Annotated in this window: 18 protein-coding genes; 11 read left to right on the forward strand and 7 right to left on the reverse strand. The window is 72.1% G+C overall.

The window, feature by feature from the left end; translation table 11 throughout:
- Positions 1 to 51: 51 nt before the first annotated feature.
- The 4 genes from ACFQ6X_RS29385 to glyA all read right to left on the reverse strand — a co-directional run bounded on the left by ACFQ6X_RS29385 (position 52) and on the right by glyA (position 4,184).
- A complete protein-coding gene (locus tag ACFQ6X_RS29385) occupies positions 52 to 510 on the reverse strand; it encodes a nuclear transport factor 2 family protein (protein WP_329207431.1) in 459 nt (152 codons plus the stop codon).
- 117 nt (positions 511 to 627) lie between these two features.
- The gene (locus ACFQ6X_RS29390) at positions 628 to 1,587 is read right to left on the reverse strand and encodes a D-2-hydroxyacid dehydrogenase family protein (RefSeq protein WP_383185806.1); all 960 of its coding nucleotides are present in this window, start codon (positions 1,585 to 1,587) and stop codon (positions 628 to 630) included.
- A 76-nt stretch (positions 1,588 to 1,663) separates the two neighbouring features.
- The gene (locus tag ACFQ6X_RS29395) at positions 1,664 to 2,716 is read right to left on the reverse strand and encodes a nuclease-related domain-containing protein (RefSeq protein ID WP_383185808.1); all 1,053 of its coding nucleotides are present in this window, start codon (positions 2,714 to 2,716) and stop codon (positions 1,664 to 1,666) included.
- A 151-nt stretch (positions 2,717 to 2,867) separates the two neighbouring features.
- The gene (glyA, locus tag ACFQ6X_RS29400) at positions 2,868 to 4,184 is read right to left on the reverse strand and encodes a serine hydroxymethyltransferase (RefSeq protein ID WP_383185810.1); all 1,317 of its coding nucleotides are present in this window, start codon (positions 4,182 to 4,184) and stop codon (positions 2,868 to 2,870) included.
- 255 nt (positions 4,185 to 4,439) lie between these two features.
- Between glyA and ACFQ6X_RS29405 the strand changes: the two genes are divergently transcribed.
- A complete protein-coding gene (locus tag ACFQ6X_RS29405; RefSeq protein WP_383185811.1) occupies positions 4,440 to 5,225 on the forward strand; it encodes an SGNH/GDSL hydrolase family protein in 786 nt (261 codons plus the stop codon).
- A gap of 55 nt (positions 5,226 to 5,280) precedes the next feature.
- On the opposite strand, the gene ACFQ6X_RS29410 is transcribed toward ACFQ6X_RS29405, so the two are convergent.
- A complete protein-coding gene (locus ACFQ6X_RS29410; RefSeq protein ID WP_383185813.1) occupies positions 5,281 to 6,381 on the reverse strand; it encodes a Ku protein in 1,101 nt (366 codons plus the stop codon).
- A 59-nt stretch (positions 6,382 to 6,440) separates the two neighbouring features.
- Here ACFQ6X_RS29410 and ligD point away from each other — a divergent pair, with 59 nt between their 5' ends.
- The 6 genes from ligD (at position 6,441) to ACFQ6X_RS29440 (ending at position 13,932) form a co-directional block, all read left to right on the forward strand.
- Complete coding sequence (gene ligD, locus ACFQ6X_RS29415) at positions 6,441 to 7,334, forward strand: non-homologous end-joining DNA ligase (protein WP_383185815.1); 894 nt, start codon at positions 6,441 to 6,443, stop codon at positions 7,332 to 7,334.
- A gap of 183 nt (positions 7,335 to 7,517) precedes the next feature.
- Entirely contained in the window at positions 7,518 to 9,638 is a 2,121-nt protein-coding gene (locus ACFQ6X_RS29420) for a HEAT repeat domain-containing protein (protein ID WP_383185817.1), read from the forward strand.
- Positions 9,635 to 9,952: a zinc-ribbon domain-containing protein gene (locus ACFQ6X_RS29425; protein WP_329207445.1), complete on the forward strand. Its 318-nt coding sequence runs from the start codon at positions 9,635 to 9,637 to the stop codon at positions 9,950 to 9,952. The genes ACFQ6X_RS29420 and ACFQ6X_RS29425 overlap by 4 nt, the downstream gene beginning before the upstream one ends.
- A 62-nt stretch (positions 9,953 to 10,014) precedes the next feature.
- A complete protein-coding gene (locus ACFQ6X_RS29430; RefSeq protein WP_383185819.1) occupies positions 10,015 to 11,394 on the forward strand; it encodes an FtsW/RodA/SpoVE family cell cycle protein in 1,380 nt (459 codons plus the stop codon).
- On the forward strand, positions 11,391 to 12,854 hold the full coding sequence (locus ACFQ6X_RS29435) for a peptidoglycan D,D-transpeptidase FtsI family protein (protein WP_383185820.1): 1,464 nt from the start codon (positions 11,391 to 11,393) through the stop codon (positions 12,852 to 12,854). The genes ACFQ6X_RS29430 and ACFQ6X_RS29435 overlap by 4 nt, the downstream gene beginning before the upstream one ends.
- Before the next feature lie 4 nt (positions 12,855 to 12,858).
- Complete coding sequence (locus ACFQ6X_RS29440; protein WP_383185822.1) at positions 12,859 to 13,932, forward strand: amidase; 1,074 nt, start codon at positions 12,859 to 12,861, stop codon at positions 13,930 to 13,932.
- Here the strand turns inward: ACFQ6X_RS29440 and ACFQ6X_RS29445 are convergent.
- Together ACFQ6X_RS29445 and ACFQ6X_RS29450 are read right to left on the reverse strand one after the other, a co-directional pair.
- Entirely contained in the window at positions 13,925 to 14,788 is an 864-nt protein-coding gene (locus tag ACFQ6X_RS29445) for a hypothetical protein (protein WP_383185823.1), read from the reverse strand. The two genes, ACFQ6X_RS29440 and ACFQ6X_RS29445, sit on opposite strands and share 8 nt — an antisense overlap.
- A 93-nt stretch (positions 14,789 to 14,881) precedes the next feature.
- The gene (locus tag ACFQ6X_RS29450; RefSeq protein ID WP_329207453.1) at positions 14,882 to 15,994 is read right to left on the reverse strand and encodes a ferritin-like domain-containing protein; all 1,113 of its coding nucleotides are present in this window, start codon (positions 15,992 to 15,994) and stop codon (positions 14,882 to 14,884) included.
- A 177-nt stretch (positions 15,995 to 16,171) separates the two neighbouring features.
- Between ACFQ6X_RS29450 and ACFQ6X_RS29455 the strand changes: the two genes are divergently transcribed.
- From ACFQ6X_RS29455 to ACFQ6X_RS29470, 4 genes are all read left to right on the forward strand, one after another.
- Positions 16,172 to 17,107, forward strand: coding sequence for a diiron oxygenase (locus tag ACFQ6X_RS29455; RefSeq protein ID WP_383185825.1), 936 nt, complete (start codon positions 16,172 to 16,174; stop codon positions 17,105 to 17,107).
- A gap of 41 nt (positions 17,108 to 17,148) precedes the next feature.
- Positions 17,149 to 17,928 (forward strand): TetR/AcrR family transcriptional regulator, encoded by a 780-nt coding sequence (locus ACFQ6X_RS29460; protein WP_383185827.1) that lies wholly within the window; start codon positions 17,149 to 17,151, stop codon positions 17,926 to 17,928.
- A gap of 96 nt (positions 17,929 to 18,024) precedes the next feature.
- Positions 18,025 to 18,300, forward strand: a complete 276-nt coding sequence (locus ACFQ6X_RS29465) for a hypothetical protein (protein WP_383185828.1) — start codon at positions 18,025 to 18,027, stop codon at positions 18,298 to 18,300.
- A gap of 72 nt (positions 18,301 to 18,372) precedes the next feature.
- Entirely contained in the window at positions 18,373 to 21,108 is a 2,736-nt protein-coding gene (locus ACFQ6X_RS29470) for a PQQ-binding-like beta-propeller repeat protein (protein WP_383185829.1), read from the forward strand.
- The last annotated feature ends 145 nt before the right edge of the window (positions 21,109 to 21,253 follow it).

Consider the following 21,253-nt stretch of genomic DNA (forward strand, 5'->3'; position numbering starts at 1 on the left):
GACGAGGGGCCCTTGGTGAAGGGCCCCTCGTCCATGCGCCGGACACCGTGTTCAGGAGGCGGCCGGAGCGACCGGGCTGTCGCGGTGGATGACACGGGAGCGGGTCAGCAGGCGGCCGTCACGGCGGACCAGCACGTCGTCCACGGTGAAGGTCGGCTGGAAGGAGACCTTCCCTTCACGGTCGGTCTGGGTGACCAGCGTGTAGTACGAGACACGCAGCGTGTCCTCGTCCGCCGGGTCGGCCTCGATGAGCAGATGGCCGAACCAGTGCCGCACGGCGATGTCCTGGTAGCGGGGCAGGTTGGCCCGCATCCCGGCGATCATCTCCACCCGGCCGCTCTGCCGCTGGCCGCCCGCGTGCACGACCTCGCCGTCGTCCGTGAACGTGTCGGCGAAGCCCTCGATGTCGAGGGCGTCGACCCGTCGCATCTGCTGGGCGTAGAAGGTCTGCACCTCGGCATACAGGTCACCCGTGACCTGCTGGCGGAGGGTCCCGACGGGCTGAGACATGGCAACTCCCTTCGCGACGGCCGCCCTCATGGCTGCGCCGTCACCACCAGGCTGCCGGGTGCGGCTGCAGCGCCGCTGGAGACGCGCTCGCTCCCTGCTCCGGGACGGCCCGCGGCGTCAGCCGAGCCGGCGGACCGGCTCCCCGTCGAGGAACGCGCGGATGTCCTCGACGGCATGCGTGTAGTACGTCGCGTAGTTGGCCCGGGACACATAGCCCAGGTGCGGGGTCGCCAGCAGGCGCGGCGCGGTCCGCATGGGGTGGCCGGCCGGAAGCGGCTCGATGTCGAACACGTCGACCCCGGCCCCCGCGATGGCCCCCCTGTGCAGAACGTCGAGCAGCGCGTCCTGATCGACGATCGCCGCCCGCGAGGTGTTGATCAGATAGCTGCCGGACCGCATCAGTCCGAGCTCCTCCGCCCCGAGCAGCCCGCGGGTGCGCTCGCTCAGCACCAGGTGTACGGAGACGAAGTCGCTGGTCTCCAGAAGCTCTTCCTTGGACGCGGCGAGCACGACACCTGCCTCCGCCGCCCGTTGTGCCGTCAGATTCCGGCTCCAGGCCACGACGTCCATGCCGAAGGCGAGGCCGACCCGGGCGACCCTGCTGCCGATCTTCCCCAGCCCGAGGAGCCCCAGTCTGCGCCCGTGCAGGTCCGCCCCGACGGTCGACTGCCAGGGGCCGCCGTCACGCAGGGCGTTGGCCTCGGGCACGATCCCGCGCGCCAGGCCGAGCAGGAGCGCCCAGGTGAGCTCGACGGGCGGGGTGGTGGTGCTCGCGGTACCGCAGACGGTGACCCCGTGCCGCTCGGCTGCGGCGTAGTCGATGACGGAGTTGCGCATCCCGGACGCGATGAGCAGCCGTAGCCGGGGCAGCCGCTCGATCAGGGAGGCGGGGAACGGCACGCGCTCGCGCAGGGTGACGACGATGTCGAAACCGGCGAGTGCGGCGGCGAGTTCGTCCTCGGAGGCGAAGTGCTCGGCGAAGCCGACGACATCGACGTCGTCGGCGACGGGCGACCAGTCCGCGGCGGTGGTGGCGACGGACTGGAAGTCGTCCAGCACGGCACAGCGAAGTTTCACGGCGTCTTCTCCCTCGGCGGCTCCCTCGGCGGCTCCCTCGGCGGCTCCCGAGGAATCTACCGGCCGCGTTCCGGGCTCACGCGTCCGGCCAGGCGTCCCGGTTCCGGGCGACGTCGTAGACCCTTTCGACCTGGGTGGGGGTGAGGACGTCCTTCAACGGGGCGAGGGCGGACAGGTGGCGGTCCCGGCAGACGCGGACGTCCGGCGGGGTGGCGAGCACGTCGAGGGCGGCGACTCCGACGAACACCAGCACGGACCGGACCGGCACGGCGAAGGCGCAGTGCGTCTCCAGCACCGTCCGGGCATGCCGGGCCCCGGGCACGGCTTCGAGTACGTACGTCTGCGGGGAGCCCTCGTCGATCTGCAGCGTGCCCTCCCCGATCCGTACCGACGCACCGGGCCGGTGCTCGGTGCGCACGGCGAACACCCCTCCGGGGCCGATCAGCAGATGCCCGATCTCCGCACCTCCCGGCAGGGGCAGGGAGTGCAGGACCCGCCAGCCGTGCCGCGTCAGCCACCTCAGCTCGGTCCCGACCCGCCGCTCCCCGGCGAGGGCGCCCCGGCGCGGATCCGCCTCCTTGGTCCGCCGCAGCGCCCCGGTGGTGGCCCGTGCGAGCAGCCCGGGGCCGTTCTCGGCGAGCTGTGCCCGCAGCGCGGCACCGGGCCGTCGGGTCGCCAGGTCGTTCGCGGCGGTGAGCGCGGGCAGCACGGGCCGCCGCCCCGGCGGCTGGTGCCCGGACTGCTCGGGCTGCTCTGCCGGCACCTGTTGCCCGGTGGCGGGCGCGGGCTCCCGGGCCCGGCCCTGCTCCGGCACCCGTATGCCGTCCGGCTCCCGGCCCGACTCCCCGTCCGGCGGGGCCGGGCGGGGAGCGTCGGGTTTCCGCATCCGCCGGAGCGGCGGGATCCGTGGGGCCGACGGCGGCCCCGCGGGCGCCGCCTCGCCGAGCGCGGGCATGTCCGGGACCTGCCGCGCGAGCGCGTCGGTCACGGCGTCGCGGTAGCGCGGGTGCAGGACCGTGATCGTGCCGCTGCCCAGATCCGCCCATCCGATCGCCGTGCCGTCCGGCAGGTTCACATAGAGCCGGTCGTGCCCGAAGAGTTGCCATGACGTGACCTTCAGATCCTGCATTCGTGCCCCCTCGCGTTCACGCGTGCGCCACCCGACTCCCCCAGCCTGTACGGCAGTTCGACGAACGGGCAGGGCGCAGAGCGGGCGCGCGGAGTCGAGCCCCCGGCGGTCCGGGCCGCCCCGCGCCCTCGGAGGCACCCTGGGGCGCCTCTCAGCGGGGCGGCAGACCGGGCGCCGGCCAGGCGTCCATCAGGGCCTTCACCTCGCCGCGGACCTTGGACACGGTGGCCTCGTCACCGGTGCGGGCCGCCTCGACCACGAGGTCGATCCACTGGGCGACGGCACGCATCTCGGACTCCGGAATGCCCCGGGACGTCAGCGCCGGCGTACCGATGCGGATGCCGGACGGGTCGAAGGGCTTACGGGGGTCGTAGGGCACCGTGTTGTAGTTGACGACGATCCCGGCCCGGTCCAGGGCCTTGGCCGCGATCTTGCCCGGTACGTCCTTCCCGGTGAGGTCGACCAGCAGCAGATGGTTGTCCGTGCCGCCGGACACCAGGTCGAAGCCGCGCGCGGCCAGCTCCTCCCCCAGAACCCGGGCATTTGCGACGACCTGACGGGCGTACTCGCGGAACTCGGCGCCGGCAGCCTCCTTCAGCGCGACCGCGATGGCCGCGGTGGTCTGGTTGTGCGGACCGCCCTGCAGACCGGGGAAGACCGCACGGTCGATGGCGCGCGCGTGCTCGGCCCTGGACAGCAGCATCGCCCCGCGGGGCCCGCGCAGGGTCTTGTGGGTGGTGGTGGACACGACGTCCGCGTACGGAGCGGGCGAGGGGTGCGCGCCCCCGGCGATCAGCCCGGCGATGTGGGCGACATCGGCCACCAGCACCGCCCCCACCTCGCGGGCGATGTCGGCGAACCCTGCGAAGTCGATCACCCGGGGCACCGCGGTGCCGCCGCAGAAGATCAGCTTGGGCCGCTCGGCGCGTGCCAGGTCGCGCACCTCGTCCAGGTCGATGCGCCCGGTGTCGCGGCGCACCCCGTACTGCACGCCCCGGAACCACGTGCCGGTCGCGGAGACGCCCCAGCCGTGCGTGAGGTGCCCGCCCATCGGCAGCGACATCCCGAGGACGGTGTCGCCCGGTTCGAGGAAGGCCAGGTACGCGGCGAGGTTGGCCGGCGAGCCGGAGTACGGCTGCACATTGGCGTGGTCCATCCCGAAGAGCGCCTTGGCCCGCTCGACGGCCAGCGTCTCCACCTGGTCGATGACCTGCTGGCCCTCGTAGTAGCGCTTGCCGGGGTAGCCCTCGGAGTACTTGTTCTGCAGGACGGTGCCGGTCGCCTCCAGGACGGCGGCGGACACGTAGTTCTCACTGGGAATCAGGCGCAGGGTGTCCGCCTGGAGCCGCTCCTCGGCGCTCACCAGGGCGGCGAGTTCCGGATCGGCTGCGGTCAGGGCGGGTCGGCGGTCATCGGACGGCTGTACGGCCACGGGGGTCCTCCCGGGTCGGTCGCACTGCTGCGACATGGACCCGGATGCCCAGGCGGACGGCCCTCCGGCGATGACGCCCCGGGCAGGCCCGGGGTGTGCCGCTCCCTCGTGGTCGTTTCCACGGAGCACCCTGCCGGGCACGCGCCAGTCGCGGCGTTCCGCACTTTACTGCCCGGACGTCCGCGGTGCTCGTCGGACGCGGTAGGCGATTTCACCGATGTTCCGGGAGAGCGGGCGGCGCGATGGTGTGCAACGGCACCCGCCCCCCATCCGCTCCCCCGGAGGAATCCCATGCGCATCCCCCGTGTGCTCACCGCGACCTTGCTGGCCATCGGGCTGGCGGGCATCTCGGTACCCGTGTCCGCGGCCACGTCCACCACGGCGGCGGCCGGCCAGTACGTGGCCCTCGGCGACTCGTACGCCTCCGGTACCGGCGCGGGCGACTACTCGGACACGGCCTGCACCCGGAGCAGGAACGCCTATCCGCAGCTCTGGGCGGACGCCCACGCCCCGGCCTCGTTCACCTTCGCCGCCTGCGGCGGGGCGAAGATCCCCGATGTCCTCGCCGGCCAGATGCAGCACCTGGGCACGGGCACCACCCTGGTCAGTCTCAGCATCGGCGGCAACGACTCCGGCTTCGCCTCGACGATGCTGAGCTGCAAGTACTCCACGCTCTCGGCCTGCGAGCGTGCCCTGGACACGGCCGCGGAGTACGTCCGCGACGAACTTCCCGACGAGCTGGACCAGTTGTACGCGACGGTGCGCGACCGGGCACCCGGCGCCCAGGTCGTCGTCGTGGGCTACCCGCACCTCTACAAGGAGGGCGGTCTGTGCCTCGGCGGTCTCAGTGCGGCCAAGCGCACGGCGGTGAACAAGGGTTCCGATCTTCTGAACGCGACGATCGCGGGCCGCGCCGCCGCGGCCGGTTTCGCCTTCGCGGACGGCCGTCCCGCGTTCGCGGGCCACGAGATCTGCACGAGCGACCCGTGGATCAGCGACTCGAACGTGCACCCCACGGCGGAGGGGCACGAGAAGGCCTACCTGCCGGCCCTCGAAGCGGCGGTCCCGGCCGGCTGACGGGCCGGACCGGCGGTCCTCCACCGCGCCCGCCGGTGGAGGACCGCGCCGCCCTTCAGGCCGTGGAGCGGGGCCGGCTCGATGCGGCCCGCTTGCCGGCCGGCTTCCCCGCGGTCTTCGGCGTCGTCCTCTTCGCCGCTGCCTTCTTCGCCGTCGTCTTCTTCGCGGCTGTCTTCTTCGCCGTCGTCTTCTTCGCCGCGGTCTTCTTCTGCGTGGTCTTCGCCGCGGTCTTCTTCTGCGTGGTCTTCGCCGCCGTCTTCTTCGCCGTCGTCTTCCCCGAAGCGGTCTTCTTCGCGCCGCTCGCACCGGTGGAGGCCTTCGCGCCCGTCTTCTTCCGGCCCTTGATGGGGTGGACGTCCGCCACCTCGCCCCCGTCCTCGCCGTGGGACTCCTTCGCCGCCCGCACACTGCTCTCCAGCGCCGCCATGAGGTCGATGACCTGGCCCCCGCCGCCCTCCTCCTCCGCGGTCTCCACGGTCTCCCCGGCGGCCTTCGCCGCGACGAGCTCCTCGACCGCCTCGCGGTAGTCGTCGTGGAGCGTGTCCAGGTCGGCTTCGCCGAGGGTGTTCATCAGGGTGTCCGCCAGGTCGAGTTCGGCATCGCGGACCTTGATGCCTGCGTCCGGGGCGATGCCTTCGGGGGTGCGGATCTCGTCCGGCCAGAGCAGGCCGTGCATCGCGATCACGTCGCCGACCACCCGCAGCATGCCGAGCCGTTCGCGGCCGCGCAGGGCGAACTTCGCGACGGCGACCTTCTCGCTCCGCTTCAGGGCCTCGCGCAGCAGGGCGTACGGCTTGGCCGCGGGCACCCCGTTGGCGGAGAGGTAGTACGCCGAGTCGAGCTGGAGCGGGTCGATCGCGGAGGCGGGCACGAAGCCCTCGATCTCGATCGTCTTGGCGGTGGGCAGCGGGAGTGAGGCGAGATCCTCGTCGGTCACGGGGATCACGGTGCCGTCGGCGTCCTCGTACGCCTTGCCGGTCTCGGCGCCGGTCACCTCCTGCTCGTCCAGTTCGCAGACCTTGTGGTACCGGATCCGGCCACCGTCGGCGAGGTGGATCTGGCGGAAGGAGATCGAATGGTTCTCGGTGGCGTTCATCAGCTTGACCGGGATGCTGACCAGCCCGAAGGAGATGGCTCCGTTCCAGATGGACCTCACCGTTCACCCCTAACGCCCACTAAGTCCTCTTCAGCACGATTTCATGTGATTCTTATCGTATGACGCCGATCACGGAGGTGGAGGGGCGGCGCCTGGCGCTCAGCAATCTCGACAAGGTGCTGTACCCCGCCACCGGCACCACCAAGGGCGAGGTGCTGCACTACTACGCGGCCACGGCGGCGGACGTCCTTCTCGCCCATGTGCGCGACCGGCCGCTGTCCTTCCTCAGATATCCGGACGGCCCGGCGGGACTGCGCTTCTTCACCAAGAATCCGCCCCCCGGTACGCCCGACTGGGTAGGCACCGCCCCGGTGCCCCGCCACGACGATCCGGACGCCCGGCAGATCCTCGTACAGGACCTGCCCTCATTGATGTGGGCCGCGAATCTGGTGGTGGAGTTCCATACGCACCAGTGGTGCCGGGACACGCCCGCGGTCGCCGACCGGATGGTGTTCGACCTGGATCCCGGGGCGCCCGCGAGCATCGTCGAATGCTGCACGGTGGCGCTCTGGCTGCGGGAGCGGCTGGCGGCCGACGGGCTGTCCGCGTACGGGAAGACCTCGGGATCCAAGGGGCTGCATCTGCTCGTCCCCCTGGAGCCCACCCCCAGTGACGAGGTGACGGCCTACGCGAAGGCACTGGCCGTCGAGGCCTGGAGCGAACTGCCCGAACTGGCCGTGCACCGGATGACCCGTGCGCTGCGCCCGGGAAAGATCTTCGTGGATTTCAGCCAGAACGCGGCGGCCAAGACGACCGCGGCCCCCTACACCCTGCGCGCGAAGGACAGCCCGACCGTGTCCGCACCCGTCACCTGGGACGAGATCGAGGCGTGCGGGACCCCCGCCGATCTGGTCTTTCTCGCCGGGGACATGGCCGCGCGGCTGGACCGGCACGGGGACCTGCTCGCCCCGCTGACCGATCCCGGCCAGGCGCGTCCGCTCCCCGGGAGCTGAAGCGGACGGCGGACGGACAGGCGGGGCACAGGCCCTCCACAGCTGCCGTGCCACCTGGCGAGGAAAGGCCACAAGTGGAGGGTGGATTGTCCTGGCAGTGGTGCACACTCTGCGCAGAGATGCTTCCTGAACACGGTGTCCGCCGGATTCGGGGTGCAGAGCATGACACGGGGAGGGAATGGCGTGTTCGCGGGGATCGACGAGGTCGACTGGGCCTCGATGGAGCATGCCTACGGGCCGGCCGACGATGTGCCGGGGCTCCTGCAAGGACTCGCGTCCGCCGATCCGGCGGAGCGCGAGAGCGCGCTCGACGGGATGTACGGCGCGGTTCACCACCAGGGCGACGTGTACGCGTGCACGCTCGCCTGCATTCCGTTTCTCTTCGAACTGGTCGCGGATCCCGGCATTCAGGACCGGGGCTCCGTCGTGGAACTCCTCACCAGCATCGGCGGCATCGATCTGGACGAGGACGACGAGGACGATCTGGACGAGGACGAGATGGAGGGCGCGGCGAACTACGCGATGGCGGCGGCTGCCGTCACCGCCGGAGCGGGGGTGTTCTTCGAGCTGATCGCCGACGAGGACCCGGGCGTGCGGCTCGCCGCCCCGCTCGCCCTCGCCACCCTGCACAGCCACCCGGTCAAGGTGCTGGCGCTGCTGCGGGAGCGCCTGCCGGTGGAGGCCGACGACGAGGTGCGGCTCGCCCTCGTCGAGGCCGCGGGGCGGGTCGCCCTGCGCCACCGGCCGCTGGCCGGGCAGGCCGCGGACTGGCTGAGCAGGCTCGCCGCGGAGGCGTACGCGCCGGGGCTGCGGCTCGCCGCCCTGGCGCAGCTGGCCCGGTGCGCTCCGGACGCGCTGCCCGGCGATGTCGTACGGGTGGTGTCCGGGCTCCTGCGGGAACTGCGCTCGCAGCCCGGACGGCCGGATCCGCACCCCGTGGAGACCCCGGGCGGTGACACCGCGTCGCTGGAGCGCACGTCGGCGCCGACGCTCCTGGGGCAGCTGCGGGCCCTGTCCGCGGAGGAGTCGGCGGGCCGCAGCGCCCCGTGGGCCGCCGATCTGCTGCGGACGCTGCACGTCGGCCTGGACGACCGCGTCGAGGACCGCACCGCGTTGCTGACCGACCAGCTGTGCAGCCCCGATCCCTGGCAGCGGATCGATGCCGTACGGATGAGCAGCGGGCTGATCAGGGCCTGGCGCGGTTCGTACGAGGGGCTGGTCCGGCTGGTCGGCGTACAGCTGGCCGATCCGGAGCCGCGGCTGGCCGAGGCGGCCTCGCACGTGCTGGAGGAGCTGTTCTGTCTGGCCGCGCCGGCCGCCGACGCCCTGGCCGAGCGGGTGGCGGGGGATCCCGGTGGCTGGGTGAAGGAGTGGGCGAGCGGGCCGCCCGGGCTGGGTTCCGCGGTGAAGGCGCTGGCCAGACTGGGCGACGCCCGGGTGCTGCCCGCACTGGCGGCGGCCCTGGAGCGGCCGGAGGTGCCGCACGACGTGGGGTTCGCCATCGGGTACCTCGGTGACACGGCGGCACCGCTCGCCGGGGTGCTGAGGCGCAGGCTCGGCGAGGTCGGCCTGGACGAGGGCGCGTACGACCGGGCGAGTCCGCTGCTCGGCGGGCTGACGGCGCTGCGGGCGGGCGAGGCCGCGCCGGAGGTGCTGCGGGTGCTGCGGGGGGCACCCGAGTACCGGGGCGAGTGGCTGCGTACGGCGGCGCTGCGGGCGCTGAGCTCGTTCGGGTCGGCTGCGCGGTGCGCCGTACCGGAGCTGCGGATGCTGATCAGGCGTCCGGGCACCGCGGCGGCCACGGAGGCGGCCGAGGCCCTCTGGGCGGTCGACGGGGATGCCGGTGCGGTGCTTCCGGTGCTGATCGAGGGTCTCGGAGCGGACCAGGTGCACGACTGCCGGGCTGCGGCGAGCGCGCTGGGCGGGCTGGGGAAGCTCGCGGCGGTGGCCGCGCCCCGGCTGCGCGCCCTGCTGACGCACGACGAGCTGTGGCTCCGGGTCGACGCCGCGATCGCCCTGTGGGAGGTCACGGGGCGGACCGGTGAGTCGGTGCCGGTACTCCTGGCAGCATGGGAGAAGAACCGTCACGTCAGGGTCCGGGTGGCCGGCTGCCTGGCCCGGATGGGTGTGGCGGGGGCGGGACCGGACGCGGCACAGGTGCTGCGTGCCGAACTCCTCTCCGTGCGCCGCCACAACGCGATGGACGGCGGATACGGCAGTCACGACACTTATGAGGACGAGAAACTGCTGGCGCTGTGCCGGCGGGCCCTTCTGGGGAAAACGGGAGAAGGAACGACATCATGATCATTTTCGGCACGCGGGGCTACATCTACCAGCTCGCCATCCTCACGATGGTGTGCGGCTGGTGCGGCAATCCCGCCGCACACACGCTGCGCAAGCGGGTCACGAAGTTCACGCTGTTCTTCGTTCCGCTGTTCCCGTTCTCGACGAAGTACGCGACGCAGTGCACCTTCTGCGGCGGCGAGCGCCAGATACCGAAGGAGCAGGCCGACCAGCTGCTCGCGCAGCACCACGCGGGGCAGGACGGCCTGCAGCACGGCGCCGCGCAGCAGCAGCCGGGCTACGCGCCTCCCGGCCAGAACCCGTACCAGAGCTAAGGACGAGTGCCACGAAGCCGACATAAGGGAAATAGCACCCGCGTCTTGCTACGTTGCGGGGCATGACCGCAACGACGGCGGACGCGCGCCCTCCCGAGCTACGCCTGCCCAAGCGGCGCGGGGTCGAGCTCTCGCTCCTGATCGGGGCCGTGCTGATCTCCGTCTACGGCTACGCGGCCGTCGGCCTCGCCAGGAACAACGCCGTGCCCCCGGATGTCGCCGGGTACGGCGCCGGTCTCGGCCTCCTCGCCCTGCTCGCCCACCTCGCGGTCCGCTTCCGCGCCCCGTACGCCGATCCGCTCCTGCTGCCCATCGCCGTCCTCCTCAACGGGCTGGGCCTGGTGCTGATCTACCGGCTCGACCTGGAGACCCCGAGGGACCAGGCGGCGACCACGCAGCTGGTCTGGTCCACCCTCGGGGTCGCGTTCTTCATCGCCGTCGTCGTCCTGCTGCGCGACCACCGGGTGCTCCAGCGTTACGCGTACCTCTCGGTCGCCGCCGCGCTGGTGCTGATGATCGTGCCGATCTTCTTCCCCGCGGTGAACGGGGCCAAGATCTGGATCAGGGTCGGCGGACTGTCCTTCCAGCCGGGCGAGTTCGCCAAGATCCTGCTCGCCGTCTTCTTCGCCGCGTACCTCGCGGCGAACCACAACGCGCTCGCGTACACCGGCCGCAAGATCTGGAAGCTCCAGTTCCCCACCGGCCGGGTGCTGGGCCCCATCGTGGCGATCTGGCTGATCAGCGTCGGTGTCCTCGTCCTCGAACGGGACCTCGGCACCTCGCTGCTCTTCTTCGGCCTCTTCGTGATCCTCCTGTACGTGGCCACCGGCCGGACCGGCTGGATCGCGGTCGGGCTGCTGCTCGCCGCCGCGGGTGCCTTCGTCGTCGGCTCGTTCGAACCCCATGTGCACAGCCGGGTGGAGGACTGGCTGGACCCGTTCGCGACGATCAACGCCGGGCAGGGGCCGAGCCAGCTCGCCCAGTCGCTCTTCGCGTTCGCGGCGGGCGGCATGCTCGGTACCGGCCTCGGACTCGGCCACTCCATCCTCATCGGTTTCGCCGCCAAGTCCGACTTCATCCTCGCGACGGCGGGCGAGGAGCTCGGCCTGGCCGGACTGACCGCGATCTTCCTGCTGTACGCCCTGCTGGTGGCCCGCGGCTACCGGGCGGGCCTCGCCCTGCGCGACCTGTTCGGGCGGCTGCTGGCGATCGGACTCGCCTCGATCATGGCGCTCCAGGTCTTCGTGATCGCGGGCGGGGTGATGGGGCTGATCCCGCTGACCGGCATGGCCATGCCGTTCCTGGCCCAGGGCGGCTCCTCCGTCGTCACCAACTGGATCATCATCGCGCTGCTGATCAGACTCAGCGACGTGTCCCGCACGCCGGATCCGGGCCGGGCCGGGACCGGGGTCGTCGCACAGGTCACCGAGGACGAGCGGTGATCCGCTACATCCGGCGGGCCGCCGCATTCTGTCTGCTGCTGCTCGTGGCGCTCCTGGCGAACGCCGCCCGCATCCAGCTCTTCGAAGCCGACGAACTGAACAGCAACTCCGCCAACCGCCGCACCACGATCGACCGCTACGACCAGCCGCGCGGCAACATCCTGGTCGGCGACGAGCCCGTCACCGGTTCCAAGAACACCGGCGAGCAGCTCGCGTACGAGCGCACCTACCGGCACGGCCCGCTGTACGCGCCGGTGACCGGCTACGCCTCGCAGACCTACGGCACCACGCTCCTGGAGAACGCCGAGGACGACATCCTGTCCGGCACGGCCTCGATCCTGGCGCCGCTCCCCCTCTGGGGCGACATCACGCGCAGCCGGCAGCCCGGCGGCAACGTCGTCACCACCATCAAGGACTCGATGCAGCGCGCCGCGTACGAGGGCCTCGACGGCCGCCGCGGCGCGGTCGCCGCCCTCGACCCGGCCACCGGCCGGATCCTGGCGCTGGTCTCCTCCCCCTCGTACGACCCCGAACTGCTCTCCGGTACGGGATCCTCCGTCACCGACGCATGGACGCGGCTCAACCGGTCGGCGAGCCAGCCCATGCTCAACAGGGCCATCCGGCAGACCTATCCGCCGGGCTCGGCCTTCAAGATCGTGACGGCCGCGGCGGCCCTGGACGACCGCGTGGTGACCGATCCGGACGCGGAGACGGACACCCCGTCGCCGTACGTCCTGCCCGGCACCTCGACCACGCTGCCCAACGAGGCGCGCGGCTGCGCGAAGGCCTCGCTGGCGGAGGCGATCCGGGTCTCCTGCAACACGGTGATGGCGCACCTGGGGGTGGAGGTGGGGCTGGACGGGATGCTGGAGGCGGCGGGCAGGTTCGGCTTCAACGACAACGACCTGAAGATCCCCTCCAGAGTGGCCCGCAGCAACTTCGACTCGGACATGAGCGACGACCAGCTCGCCCTGTCCTCGATCGGGCAGTTCGACACCACGGCGACGCCGCTGCAGATGGCGATGGTCGCGTCGGCGGTGGCCAACGGCGGCGAACTCAGGCGCCCCCACCTGGTGGACCGCACGACGGACGCCGACGGCGCCACGGTCAGCCAGCAGGGCTCGGACTCGTACCGGCAGGCGATGAACCCGGCAACGGCCATGCAGCTGCAGCGGATGATGGTCGACGTCGTGGAGAGCGGTACGGGGACGAACGCGGCGATCGACGGCGTGACGGTCGGCGGCAAGACCGGCACGGCCCAGCACGGCATCGACAACTCCGGTACGCCGTACGCCTGGTTCATCTCCTGGGCGCAGGCACCGGACTCCGGCCGTCCGGCCGTCGCCGTGGCGGTCGTCGTGGAGGACGCCTCGGCGAACCGCGCCGACATCAGCGGCGGCGGCAACGCGGCCCCGATCGCCAGGGCGGTGATGGAGGCGGCGCTCGAGGGCGGAGACTGACCGCATGAGTTCAGCAGTGGCGGCGGCGCTGGCCCGGATCGGCGAACTGGACCCGGAGCTCTGCGCGTTCACCGAGGTGTGGCACGAGGCCGCCCTGGCCAGGGAGCGGACCGCCCGGGACCTCCCGCTCGCCGGCCTGCCGTTCGCGGTGAAGGGCCGCGCGGGTATCCGCTCGTACGCGGCCCGCCGTCTGACCGCCGCCGGCGCGGTCCCGGTGGGTGCGACCGCGGTCCCCGGCGCGGGCACGCACTGGCAGACCTGGGGGCAGGGCGCGCACGGCCGTACGGTCAACCCCTGGCGCCCCGACCGCACTCCGGGCGGCTCGTCGGCGGGCTCGGCGGTGGCGGTCGCGACGGGCATGGTGGACCTGGCCACGGGCAGCGACGGGGCGGGGTCGGTACGGATCCCGGCGGCGTGGTGCGGTGTGTTCGGCCTGAAGACGACCACGGGGCTGCTGCCCTCCCCCGACCGCACGGGCCTCGCGTCCCCCGGCGTGCTCGCCGGCTCGGCGGCGCGGGCCGGGACGTATCTGCGCCACGTACTGGACGGGTACGCGCCCCGGCCGCCGCAGCTCCCGGTCCGCGCGGCCTACAGCCCGGACCTGGGATTCGCGTCCGTGGACCCGGACGTCGCCGAGGTGACGCGAGCCGCGGTGGAGCGGCTGGCCGCGGCCGGAATCGTCCGCCTCGTCAGGGACCCCGTCACGCTGCTCGACCCGGCGGAGGCCTGGTCGGCGGTACGCGGGCAATCTCCGACCCCCGCCACCCGGGCGCTCCACACCGCCAACGCCCGCGCCCTCGACGCCTTCTTCGCCCGTACGCCCCTGCTGCTCACCCCGGTCACGCCCAACGTGCCGCACGGTCACGACGGCCCGGGTGACGTCTACTCCACGGCTCTCACCTGGGCGTTCAACCTCAGCGGCCATCCGGCGGCGAGTCTGCCGGCCGGATTCACCCCGGACGGCTGCCCGGCCGGCCTCCAGCTGGTGACCGACCGGGGAAGGGACGCGGAGCTGCTGGGCATGGCGTGCGCGGCGGAGCGCGCCCTGCCGCCGTCGCGTCCGCCCCGGTTCAGCTGATCGGCTTGCGGATCTCGGAGCGGACCTTCGCGGTGTCCTCGGCGATCTTCGCCAGGTCGAGCGACTCCGCAGCCTCGTTGAGCTCGGCCGGCCGGATCACGGCGACCGTGGCGGCGGTGTTGCCGTCGCCCCACGCGCACATCGGCATGTTGACGGTCAGGCCGATCTCCTTGGACTGCACGACCTGGCACTCCACCGTGAGGTCGTATCCCTCGGGCGTGAACTCCTTGGGCGGCACGACCACCTTGGCGTTGTCCGCCTCGGCCGCCCCCTCCATCATCTTGCTCCGCATGAGGGCGGGGCCGGCGAGCCGTCCGTACATGCCGGAGAGCACCAGCATGCCGTTCTCCTCCGAGCCGTACTGCGCGACGACGGCCCTGCCGTCCCGGATGCTCGCGTCGGGGGTGTCCTCGATCTTCTTGCCCTCGGTGTCCGACATGTCCTTCGTGAGGGTGAACTCCCCCTCCAGGACGGTCTTCTCCACGACGAGCTTGTGCGTGGCCTCGGGGAACACGGCGTCCGCGCCCTTGCCGACCAGCTTGTAGACACCGAAGACGATGGCGAGGACACCGACGAGCGACCCGGCGACGATGCCGACGATCAGCCCGGTCCGCTTCCTGCGCGGCGGCGGCTGCGGCTGCCAGCCGGACATGCCGGGCTGCGGCTGCGGCTGCCCCCACGGCCCGGGTGCGCCCTGCGGCTGCTGGGGCGGGTACCCGTAGCCCGGTTGCTGGGGCGGGTACCCGTATCCCGGCTGCTGGGGGAACGCGGGCCCCGGGGGCTGCTGGCCGTACGGATTCTGCTGAGGCTGAGGCGGCCCGTACGGGCCCTGGGGCGGCTGCGGCGGCATGGTCATGCGCTCACGTTACGTCACCACAGGGAACAGATATTCGATGCGCGGGCATCGGCATCACGTCACGGCGTTCGTCCCGTCAGCCGGACCGTGGCGTCACGCCGGCGAGGCACCGCCCTCCGCTATCGCGTCCGCGACCTCCGCCACCCTGGCCTGCTCCTCCACCGCGAAGCGGTCCCGGTCCAGCTGCTCGGCTATCTCCTCGTCCTGGGCCATGAGCAGGTCGAGGCTGGAGTCCCCGAGTTCGAAGACACCCATGTCGACGTACGCCTTCTGGAGCCGTTCGCCCCACAGGCCGATGTCCTTGACGCAGGGGACGATCCGGCTGAACAGCAGCTTGCGGAACAGCTGCAGGTACTCCGAGTGCTCGGAGAGCTCCTTGGCCTCCTGCTTGCCGATGCCGAAGTTCTCCAGCACCTCGACGCCGCTGAGCCGGTCGCGCATCAGGTAGCAGCCCTCGATGACGAAGTCCTCGCGCTCACGCAGTTCCGCGTCGCTGAGCTGCTTGTAGTAGTCGCGCAGCGCCATCCGCCCGAAGGCGACGTGCCGGGCCTCGTCCTGCATGACGTAGGCGAGGATCTGCTTCGGCAGCGGCTTGGTCGTCGTGTCGCGGATCATGCCGAACGCGGCGAGCGCGAGGCCCTCGATGAGGACCTGCATGCCGAGGTACGGCATGTCCCAGCGGGAGTCGCGCAGGGTGTCGCCGAGCAGGCCCTGGAGGTTGTCGTTGATCGGGTAGAGCATCCCGATCTTCTCGTGCAGGAAGCGGCCGTAGATCTCCGCGTGCCTGGCCTCGTCCATCGTCTGGGTCGCGGAGTAGAACTTCGCGTCCAGGTCGGGGACCGACTCGACGATCCGCGCCGCGCAGACCATCGCGCCCTGCTCGCCGTGCAGGAACTGGCTGAACTGCCAGGAGGTGTAGTGCTTGCGCAGCTCACCCCGGTCCCGCTCGGTCATCTTCGCCCAGTGCGGGGTGCCGTAGAGCGTGAGGGCCTCGTCCGGGGTGCCCAGCGGGTCGGTGGGGTCGACCTCCAGGCTCCAGTCGATGCGCTTGTTGCCGTCCCACTGCTTGTCCTTGCCCTTCTGGTACAGGGCGAGCAGGCGTTCGCGGCCGTCGTCGTAGTCCCAGCTGAAGCGGGCCGCGCCCGTGGCGGGAACCTGCCACGACGGGGCTTGGGGGGCGTTGATGTAGAGGTCGTGTGTCGACACGGACAGCTCCTTCGCCTGGCAAGGATCGTAAGTTCCGTGGTGCTCACTGCAGTTGGCAGGTTCACACGTTGGTAGACGCCGGGTCAACAAGTCGTGCGCAAGGGATTGACTGCCTTGCTGACGAGCAGTCTCATAAGAGATGACCGCCGGTAACCCACGTGCGAGGTGCCCTCAGCCATGACGACTGTGACCGAGAAGGACGTTCAGGCGCTTCGTGATGCGCTCGGCCCTCTCAAGGACCGCGAACAGCTCGCCGCCCGCCTGCTCGAAGCCTCCGCCAAGCACTCCTTCGACCCCGACACCGAGCTCGACTGGGACTCTCCCGTCGAGGACGGCAAGTGGTTCTGGCCGCCCGAGCTGGTCTCCCTCTACGACACCCCGCTGTGGCGGAAGATGTCCGAGGAGCAGCGGATGGACCTCGCCAGGCAGGAGGCCGCCTCACTCGCCTCACTCGGCATCTGGTTCGAGATCATCCTCATGCAGCTGCTCGTCCGGCACATCTACGACAAGTCGGTGACCAGCAACCACGTCCGCTACGCGCTCACCGAGATAGCCGACGAGTGCCGGCACTCGATGATGTTCGCCCGCATGATCCAGTGGGGCAAGGGGCCCAGCTATCCGGTGCCTCCGCGCTACCACAACCTGGCGCGCGTGCTGAAGACCGTCTCCACCACCCCCGGTTCGTTCGCCGCGACCCTGCTCGGCGAGGAGATCCTCGACTGGATGCAGCGGCTGACCTTCCCGGACGAGCGCGTCCAGACGCTGGTGCGCGGAGTGACCCGCATCCACGTCGTCGAGGAGGCCAGGCACGTCCGGTACGCCCGCGAGGAGCTGCGCCGCCAGATGGTCACCGCGCCGCGCTGGGAACGGGAGTTCACCCGGGTCAGCTGCGGGGAGGCGGCGCGGGTCTTCTCCGTCTGCTTCGTCAACCCCCAGGTGTACGAGAACGTCGGCCTGGACCGCCGCGAGGCCGTCGCCCAGGTGAAGGCGAGCGGCCACCGCACGGAGGTCATGCAGACGGGCGCCAAGCGGCTGACGGACTTCTTCGACGACATCGGGCTGCTGAGCGGCGTCGGCCGCAGGCTGTGGAAGAGCTCGGGCCTGCTGGCCTGAGCGAACTCCCGTTCGCGGGCGCTTCGCTTAGGCTTCGGAGCATGACGCCCGCCGCTGCTGCCCCGCCGACCCGCGCGTACCGAAGGCTGGGCGTGGAGGAACGGCGCGCCCAGCTCCTCGGCGCGGCGCTCAGCCTCTTCGCCCACCGGGCCCCGGACGATGTGTCGCTCGACGAGGTGGCGACGGTCGCCGGGGTCTCCCGGCCACTCGTCTACCGGTACTTCCCCGGCGGACGTCAGCAGTTGTACGAGGCCGCGCTCGGCTCGGCCGCGGAGAAGCTGACGCTGTGCTTCGCGGAACCCGCTGCCGGCCCGCCCACCGAGCGGGTCGGCCGCGTCCTGGACCGCTATCTGGGCTTCGTCGACGAACACGACACCGGGTTCAGCGCGTTGCTGCGGGGCGGGAGCGTCGCCGAGACCTCGCGTACGACCACGATCGTGGACGGCGTACGGCGCGCGGCGGCCGAGCAGATCCTCCTGCACCTGGGCAGGGGACCGGGTCCCGGACTGCAGCCGGCCGGGCCCCGGCTGCGGATGATGGTGCGCACCTGGATCGCGGCCGTCGAGGCGGCCTCCCTCATCTGGCTCGACGAGGAGAAGCAGCCCGCGGCGCCCGAACTGCGCGGCTGGCTGGTCGACCATCTGATCGGCCTGATAGCGGTGACGGCCGCCACGGACTCGGAGACCGCATCCGTGGTGGTGGACCTGCTGGCCCAGGAGACCGCCGACGGCCCGGTCGGACGACTGGCGGCACTGGTGATCCCGGTGGCCGGCGAGGCGGCGACGCACCTGCTGCCCCCGGGACAGGCGGCATCCGGCTGAGGGCCGGCGGACGGTTCCCCCGGCGGATCCCGGGGCCGTCCTGCCCGCCGTACGGGCCGGGGGGCCGCGTCCGGTCCTCTGGGTCAGACTGGCACCGTGAAAAGCGAGAACACCCCCTTCACCGGCGGCCCCCTGGACGGCCGGGTCCTGCCCGTCCTGCTCGGCCCCACCGGACATCCACCCAAGTGGTACGAGGTTCCCGTGCCGGACGCCGACGGCGGACCGGACACCGTGTACGCCTACCGGCGCGCCCCGGCCGGCTATACGAAGCGGCTCGGGCTGCAGCGCGGCTGGGTGTACGAGTACGTGCCCGGGGGCCGCGAGCGCCGCACCCTCAAGTGGCCCTGGAACAAGCCCCGCAGCGGCGCCTGAGCCGGTGCGGGGACCGGACCAACTAAGATCGACGGTCAGGTGCCGAGGGCACGGTGACAAGGGGGGTGCGCCATGGAGGCGCTGCGTCAGGACGATCCACGCCACTTCGGGCCGTACACCGTGCTGGCACGCTTCCGTGAGACCGCGAGCGCTGTGCACTATCTGGGCAGGGGCGCCGACGGCGACGACATCGCCGTCGTGACCGCTGCCCGTCCCGCCCTGGCCGCGGTGCCCGCCTTCCGACGCCGCTTCCAGTCCGAGGCCCGCACGGCCGAGCGGCTGGCAGGCGGCTGGGTGCAGCCGCCGCTCGCAGCACCGGCGGAGGGCCTGTGGACGGCGACGGCGTACGTGCCCGCCCTGACACTCGCCGAGGCGATCGATCTCGCCGGGCCGCTGCCCGAGCGTGCCGTGCGGATACTGGGCGCGGGCCTGGCCGAGACCCTCTCCCGGGTGCACGCCACCGGGGCCGTCCTCCAGGGGCTCGCGCCCGGGACGGTGCTGCTGGCCGAGGACGGGCCCCGGCTGACCGCGTTCGGCCCGCTGGGCGCGGCTGCCGCGGCCGAGGCGAACGCGAGCGGGCAACTGTCCGTGCGGCTCGGCTACCTCACCCCCGAGCAGGTCGACGGCAAGGACGTGGGTCCGGCCTCCGACCTCTTCGTGCTCGGACTGCTGCTGGCGTACGCGGCGACGGGGACGACCCCGCTCGCCGACGGACCCGCCGCCGAGGCGGCCGAGCGGATCGCGCACGCCTCCGCGGAACTCGACTCCGTACCCGACGAGTTGCGTGACCTGATCGCCGGCTGCCTGGCGAAGGACCCCGCCGACCGGCCGAGCGCGGGTTCCGTCGCTGCGGAGCTGGCGCTGGAGGGCGCGGCGGGCCTCGCCAAGGGCGGCTGGCTCCCCGAGCGACTGGCTGCGTCGGTGGCTGACCAGGCCGCGCGGGTACATGCGCTGCAGGCGCCGGAGGAGGAAGCGGATCCGGACGCGGCAGCCGGTCCGGAAGCGACCGAACCTGACGACGGCGCACCTGCCCCGGCATCCGGTCCTGCCGCACCCGAGGACGTACGGCCCGCCTCAGAACCGGCCGACGGAATCGACGCCGGCCCGCAGGACGCACGGCCTCAGGACGTCGGTACCCAGAACGTCGCCGCCACGGGCCACCAGGAGGGAGGACTGCCCGTCCCCGCCTCTGCCTCCGCCGACGGCGACATCGGCGACAGCAGGACCACCCGTTTCCTGGGGACTGCCACGCCCCCTCCGCGGACCGACCGGGCGACGACCCAGCTCGCCGTACCGCGCGAACTGGCCGCCGGTCCGCAGCCTGGGTCTCCGCAGCCCGTCCGGCCCGCCGCCGCTCCTTTCCCGCCCTCCGCACCCGCCGCTCAGCCCCACCCGTACACGTACCCTGCCGCCGCACCGCAGAGCGCGCCCGCCCCGCTCCCCCTGCCCGCCCAGGCTCCCGTTCCCGCGCCGTCGGCAGCTGCCGCAGCGTCCGCGACGAGCCGGCGTGCGCTGCTGACCGTGGTCGCCGCCGGGGTGGCGGGACTGGTCGTCGGCGGGGGCGCGGTGGCCGCGCTGGGATCCGGTGACGACGCGTCGGACGCCGACGACAAGCCCGCGCCGAAGCCCCGCCGCACCCTTCCCGGGCAGGCACCCGAGCCGAGTTGGATCTACACGCATCCGGCAGCCGAGCCCGCCCCCCTCACCTCCGGGGTCTGGGAGGACAAGCTGCTGGTGCTGACCGGCACGACCGGGGCGACCGGCATCGATCTGCGGACCGGGCGGAAGATCTGGCAGCGCGCGGACGCCGCCGGTGCCCAGGCGGTCCTGGCCGCCGGCAAGGACCTCTGCTTCCTGGCGAGCCCCACCGAGTTCCTCTGGCTGTCCCCCAAGGACGGGCAGGTCAAGCACCGGGTCCGGTTCGTGGACCAGTTCACCGGCGTACCGAACATGAAGGTGGCGCCGCTCACCGGCCGGTCCGGCTCCGTCGTCTGGTTCACCGGCTCCCACACCGTCCTCGTGAAGGCGCCCAAGCCGAAGAAGGGCCAGAAGCCCGGCAGGGACACGCAGGTCGTCAAGGCGTACTTCTTCGCGTACGACATCGTCCTGCGCAAGGAACTCTGGCGCGTCGCCGTCCCGGCGGGCCGGGCACCCGGCACTCCCGCCTACCGGCTGACCGCCGTCCGGGCCGCCGACCTGGTCATCCGCCAGGACGCGGCGACGCTGACCCCGGCCGATGTCGCGGCAGGAAAGGGCAGGGCCCTCTTCCGCTGCTTCGACCGGAAGACCGGAAAGCTGCTGTGGGTACGGCAGTTCGGCGCACTCCTGCCGACCGGTGCCGCGCTCGGCGACGAGGAGGGGCAGCTGTACGGGGCTGTGGGCGACGACCTGCAGGCTTTCGAGATGGCCACCGCGAAGCCGGTGTGGACCTTGAACGGCACGGCCGCCTCCGTGTTCGGCACGCCCGTTCTGGCCGGGAAACTGCTCCACACCACGAATCGCAACCAGGAGGTCGGCGCGGTCGACCGGGCGACCGGGAAGCTGCTCTGGCGACGCTCCACGGAGGTTCCCCTCGGCGGCAACGCCCCCGCCCTCACTCTCAGCGGCGGCGGGACCCTGCTCGCGGCGGACGCATCGCAGGTGACCGCGTTCTCGGCGGCCGACGGGCGCCGGCTGTGGAAGTTCCAGGACATCGGGGCGCAGGACCCCAAGGGCGCCACCGTCAGCGCGCCGTACCAGGTGCTCGCCGCGGGGAAGACCGCCGTCGTCCAGCGGGGCGGGGTCTTCTACGCGTTCCCGGTGGAGTGAGGCGTTCGGGCGTCCACCGTCCGGGCGGTCCTCCGGACGCCACGCCCCGCGGTCCTTGCATCACCTGACACCGGATGACCGGATTGACGAGATCCGAGCATTTGTGGGGTAGTCCGATTTATGGGCGGCACCCCGTCACCGGAGG

This window comes from Streptomyces sp. NPDC056452 (assembly GCF_042796085.1).
GTDB lineage: Bacteria > Actinomycetota > Actinomycetes > Streptomycetales > Streptomycetaceae > Streptomyces.

Bases quoted from the DNA above. Each gene is read 5' to 3' on its own strand.
- ligD (WP_383185815.1), top strand. From the start codon at position 6,441: ATGACGCCGATCACGGAGGTGGAGGGGCGGCGCCTGGCGCTCAGCAAT.
- ACFQ6X_RS29455 (WP_383185825.1), top strand. From the start codon at position 16,172: ATGACGACTGTGACCGAGAAGGACGTTCAGGCGCTTCGTGATGCGCTC.
- ACFQ6X_RS29385 (WP_329207431.1), bottom strand. From the start codon at position 510: ATGTCTCAGCCCGTCGGGACCCTCCGCCAGCAGGTCACGGGTGACCTG.
- ACFQ6X_RS29440 (WP_383185822.1), top strand. From the start codon at position 12,859: ATGAGTTCAGCAGTGGCGGCGGCGCTGGCCCGGATCGGCGAACTGGAC.
- ACFQ6X_RS29405 (WP_383185811.1), top strand. From the start codon at position 4,440: ATGCGCATCCCCCGTGTGCTCACCGCGACCTTGCTGGCCATCGGGCTG.
- ACFQ6X_RS29425 (WP_329207445.1), top strand. From the start codon at position 9,635: ATGATCATTTTCGGCACGCGGGGCTACATCTACCAGCTCGCCATCCTC.
- ACFQ6X_RS29395 (WP_383185808.1), bottom strand. From the start codon at position 2,716: ATGCAGGATCTGAAGGTCACGTCATGGCAACTCTTCGGGCACGACCGG.
- ACFQ6X_RS29445 (WP_383185823.1), bottom strand. From the start codon at position 14,788: ATGACCATGCCGCCGCAGCCGCCCCAGGGCCCGTACGGGCCGCCTCAG.
- ACFQ6X_RS29470 (WP_383185829.1), top strand. From the start codon at position 18,373: ATGGAGGCGCTGCGTCAGGACGATCCACGCCACTTCGGGCCGTACACC.
- glyA (WP_383185810.1), bottom strand. From the start codon at position 4,184: ATGTCGCAGCAGTGCGACCGACCCGGGAGGACCCCCGTGGCCGTACAG.
- ACFQ6X_RS29430 (WP_383185819.1), top strand. From the start codon at position 10,015: ATGACCGCAACGACGGCGGACGCGCGCCCTCCCGAGCTACGCCTGCCC.
- ACFQ6X_RS29460 (WP_383185827.1), top strand. From the start codon at position 17,149: ATGACGCCCGCCGCTGCTGCCCCGCCGACCCGCGCGTACCGAAGGCTG.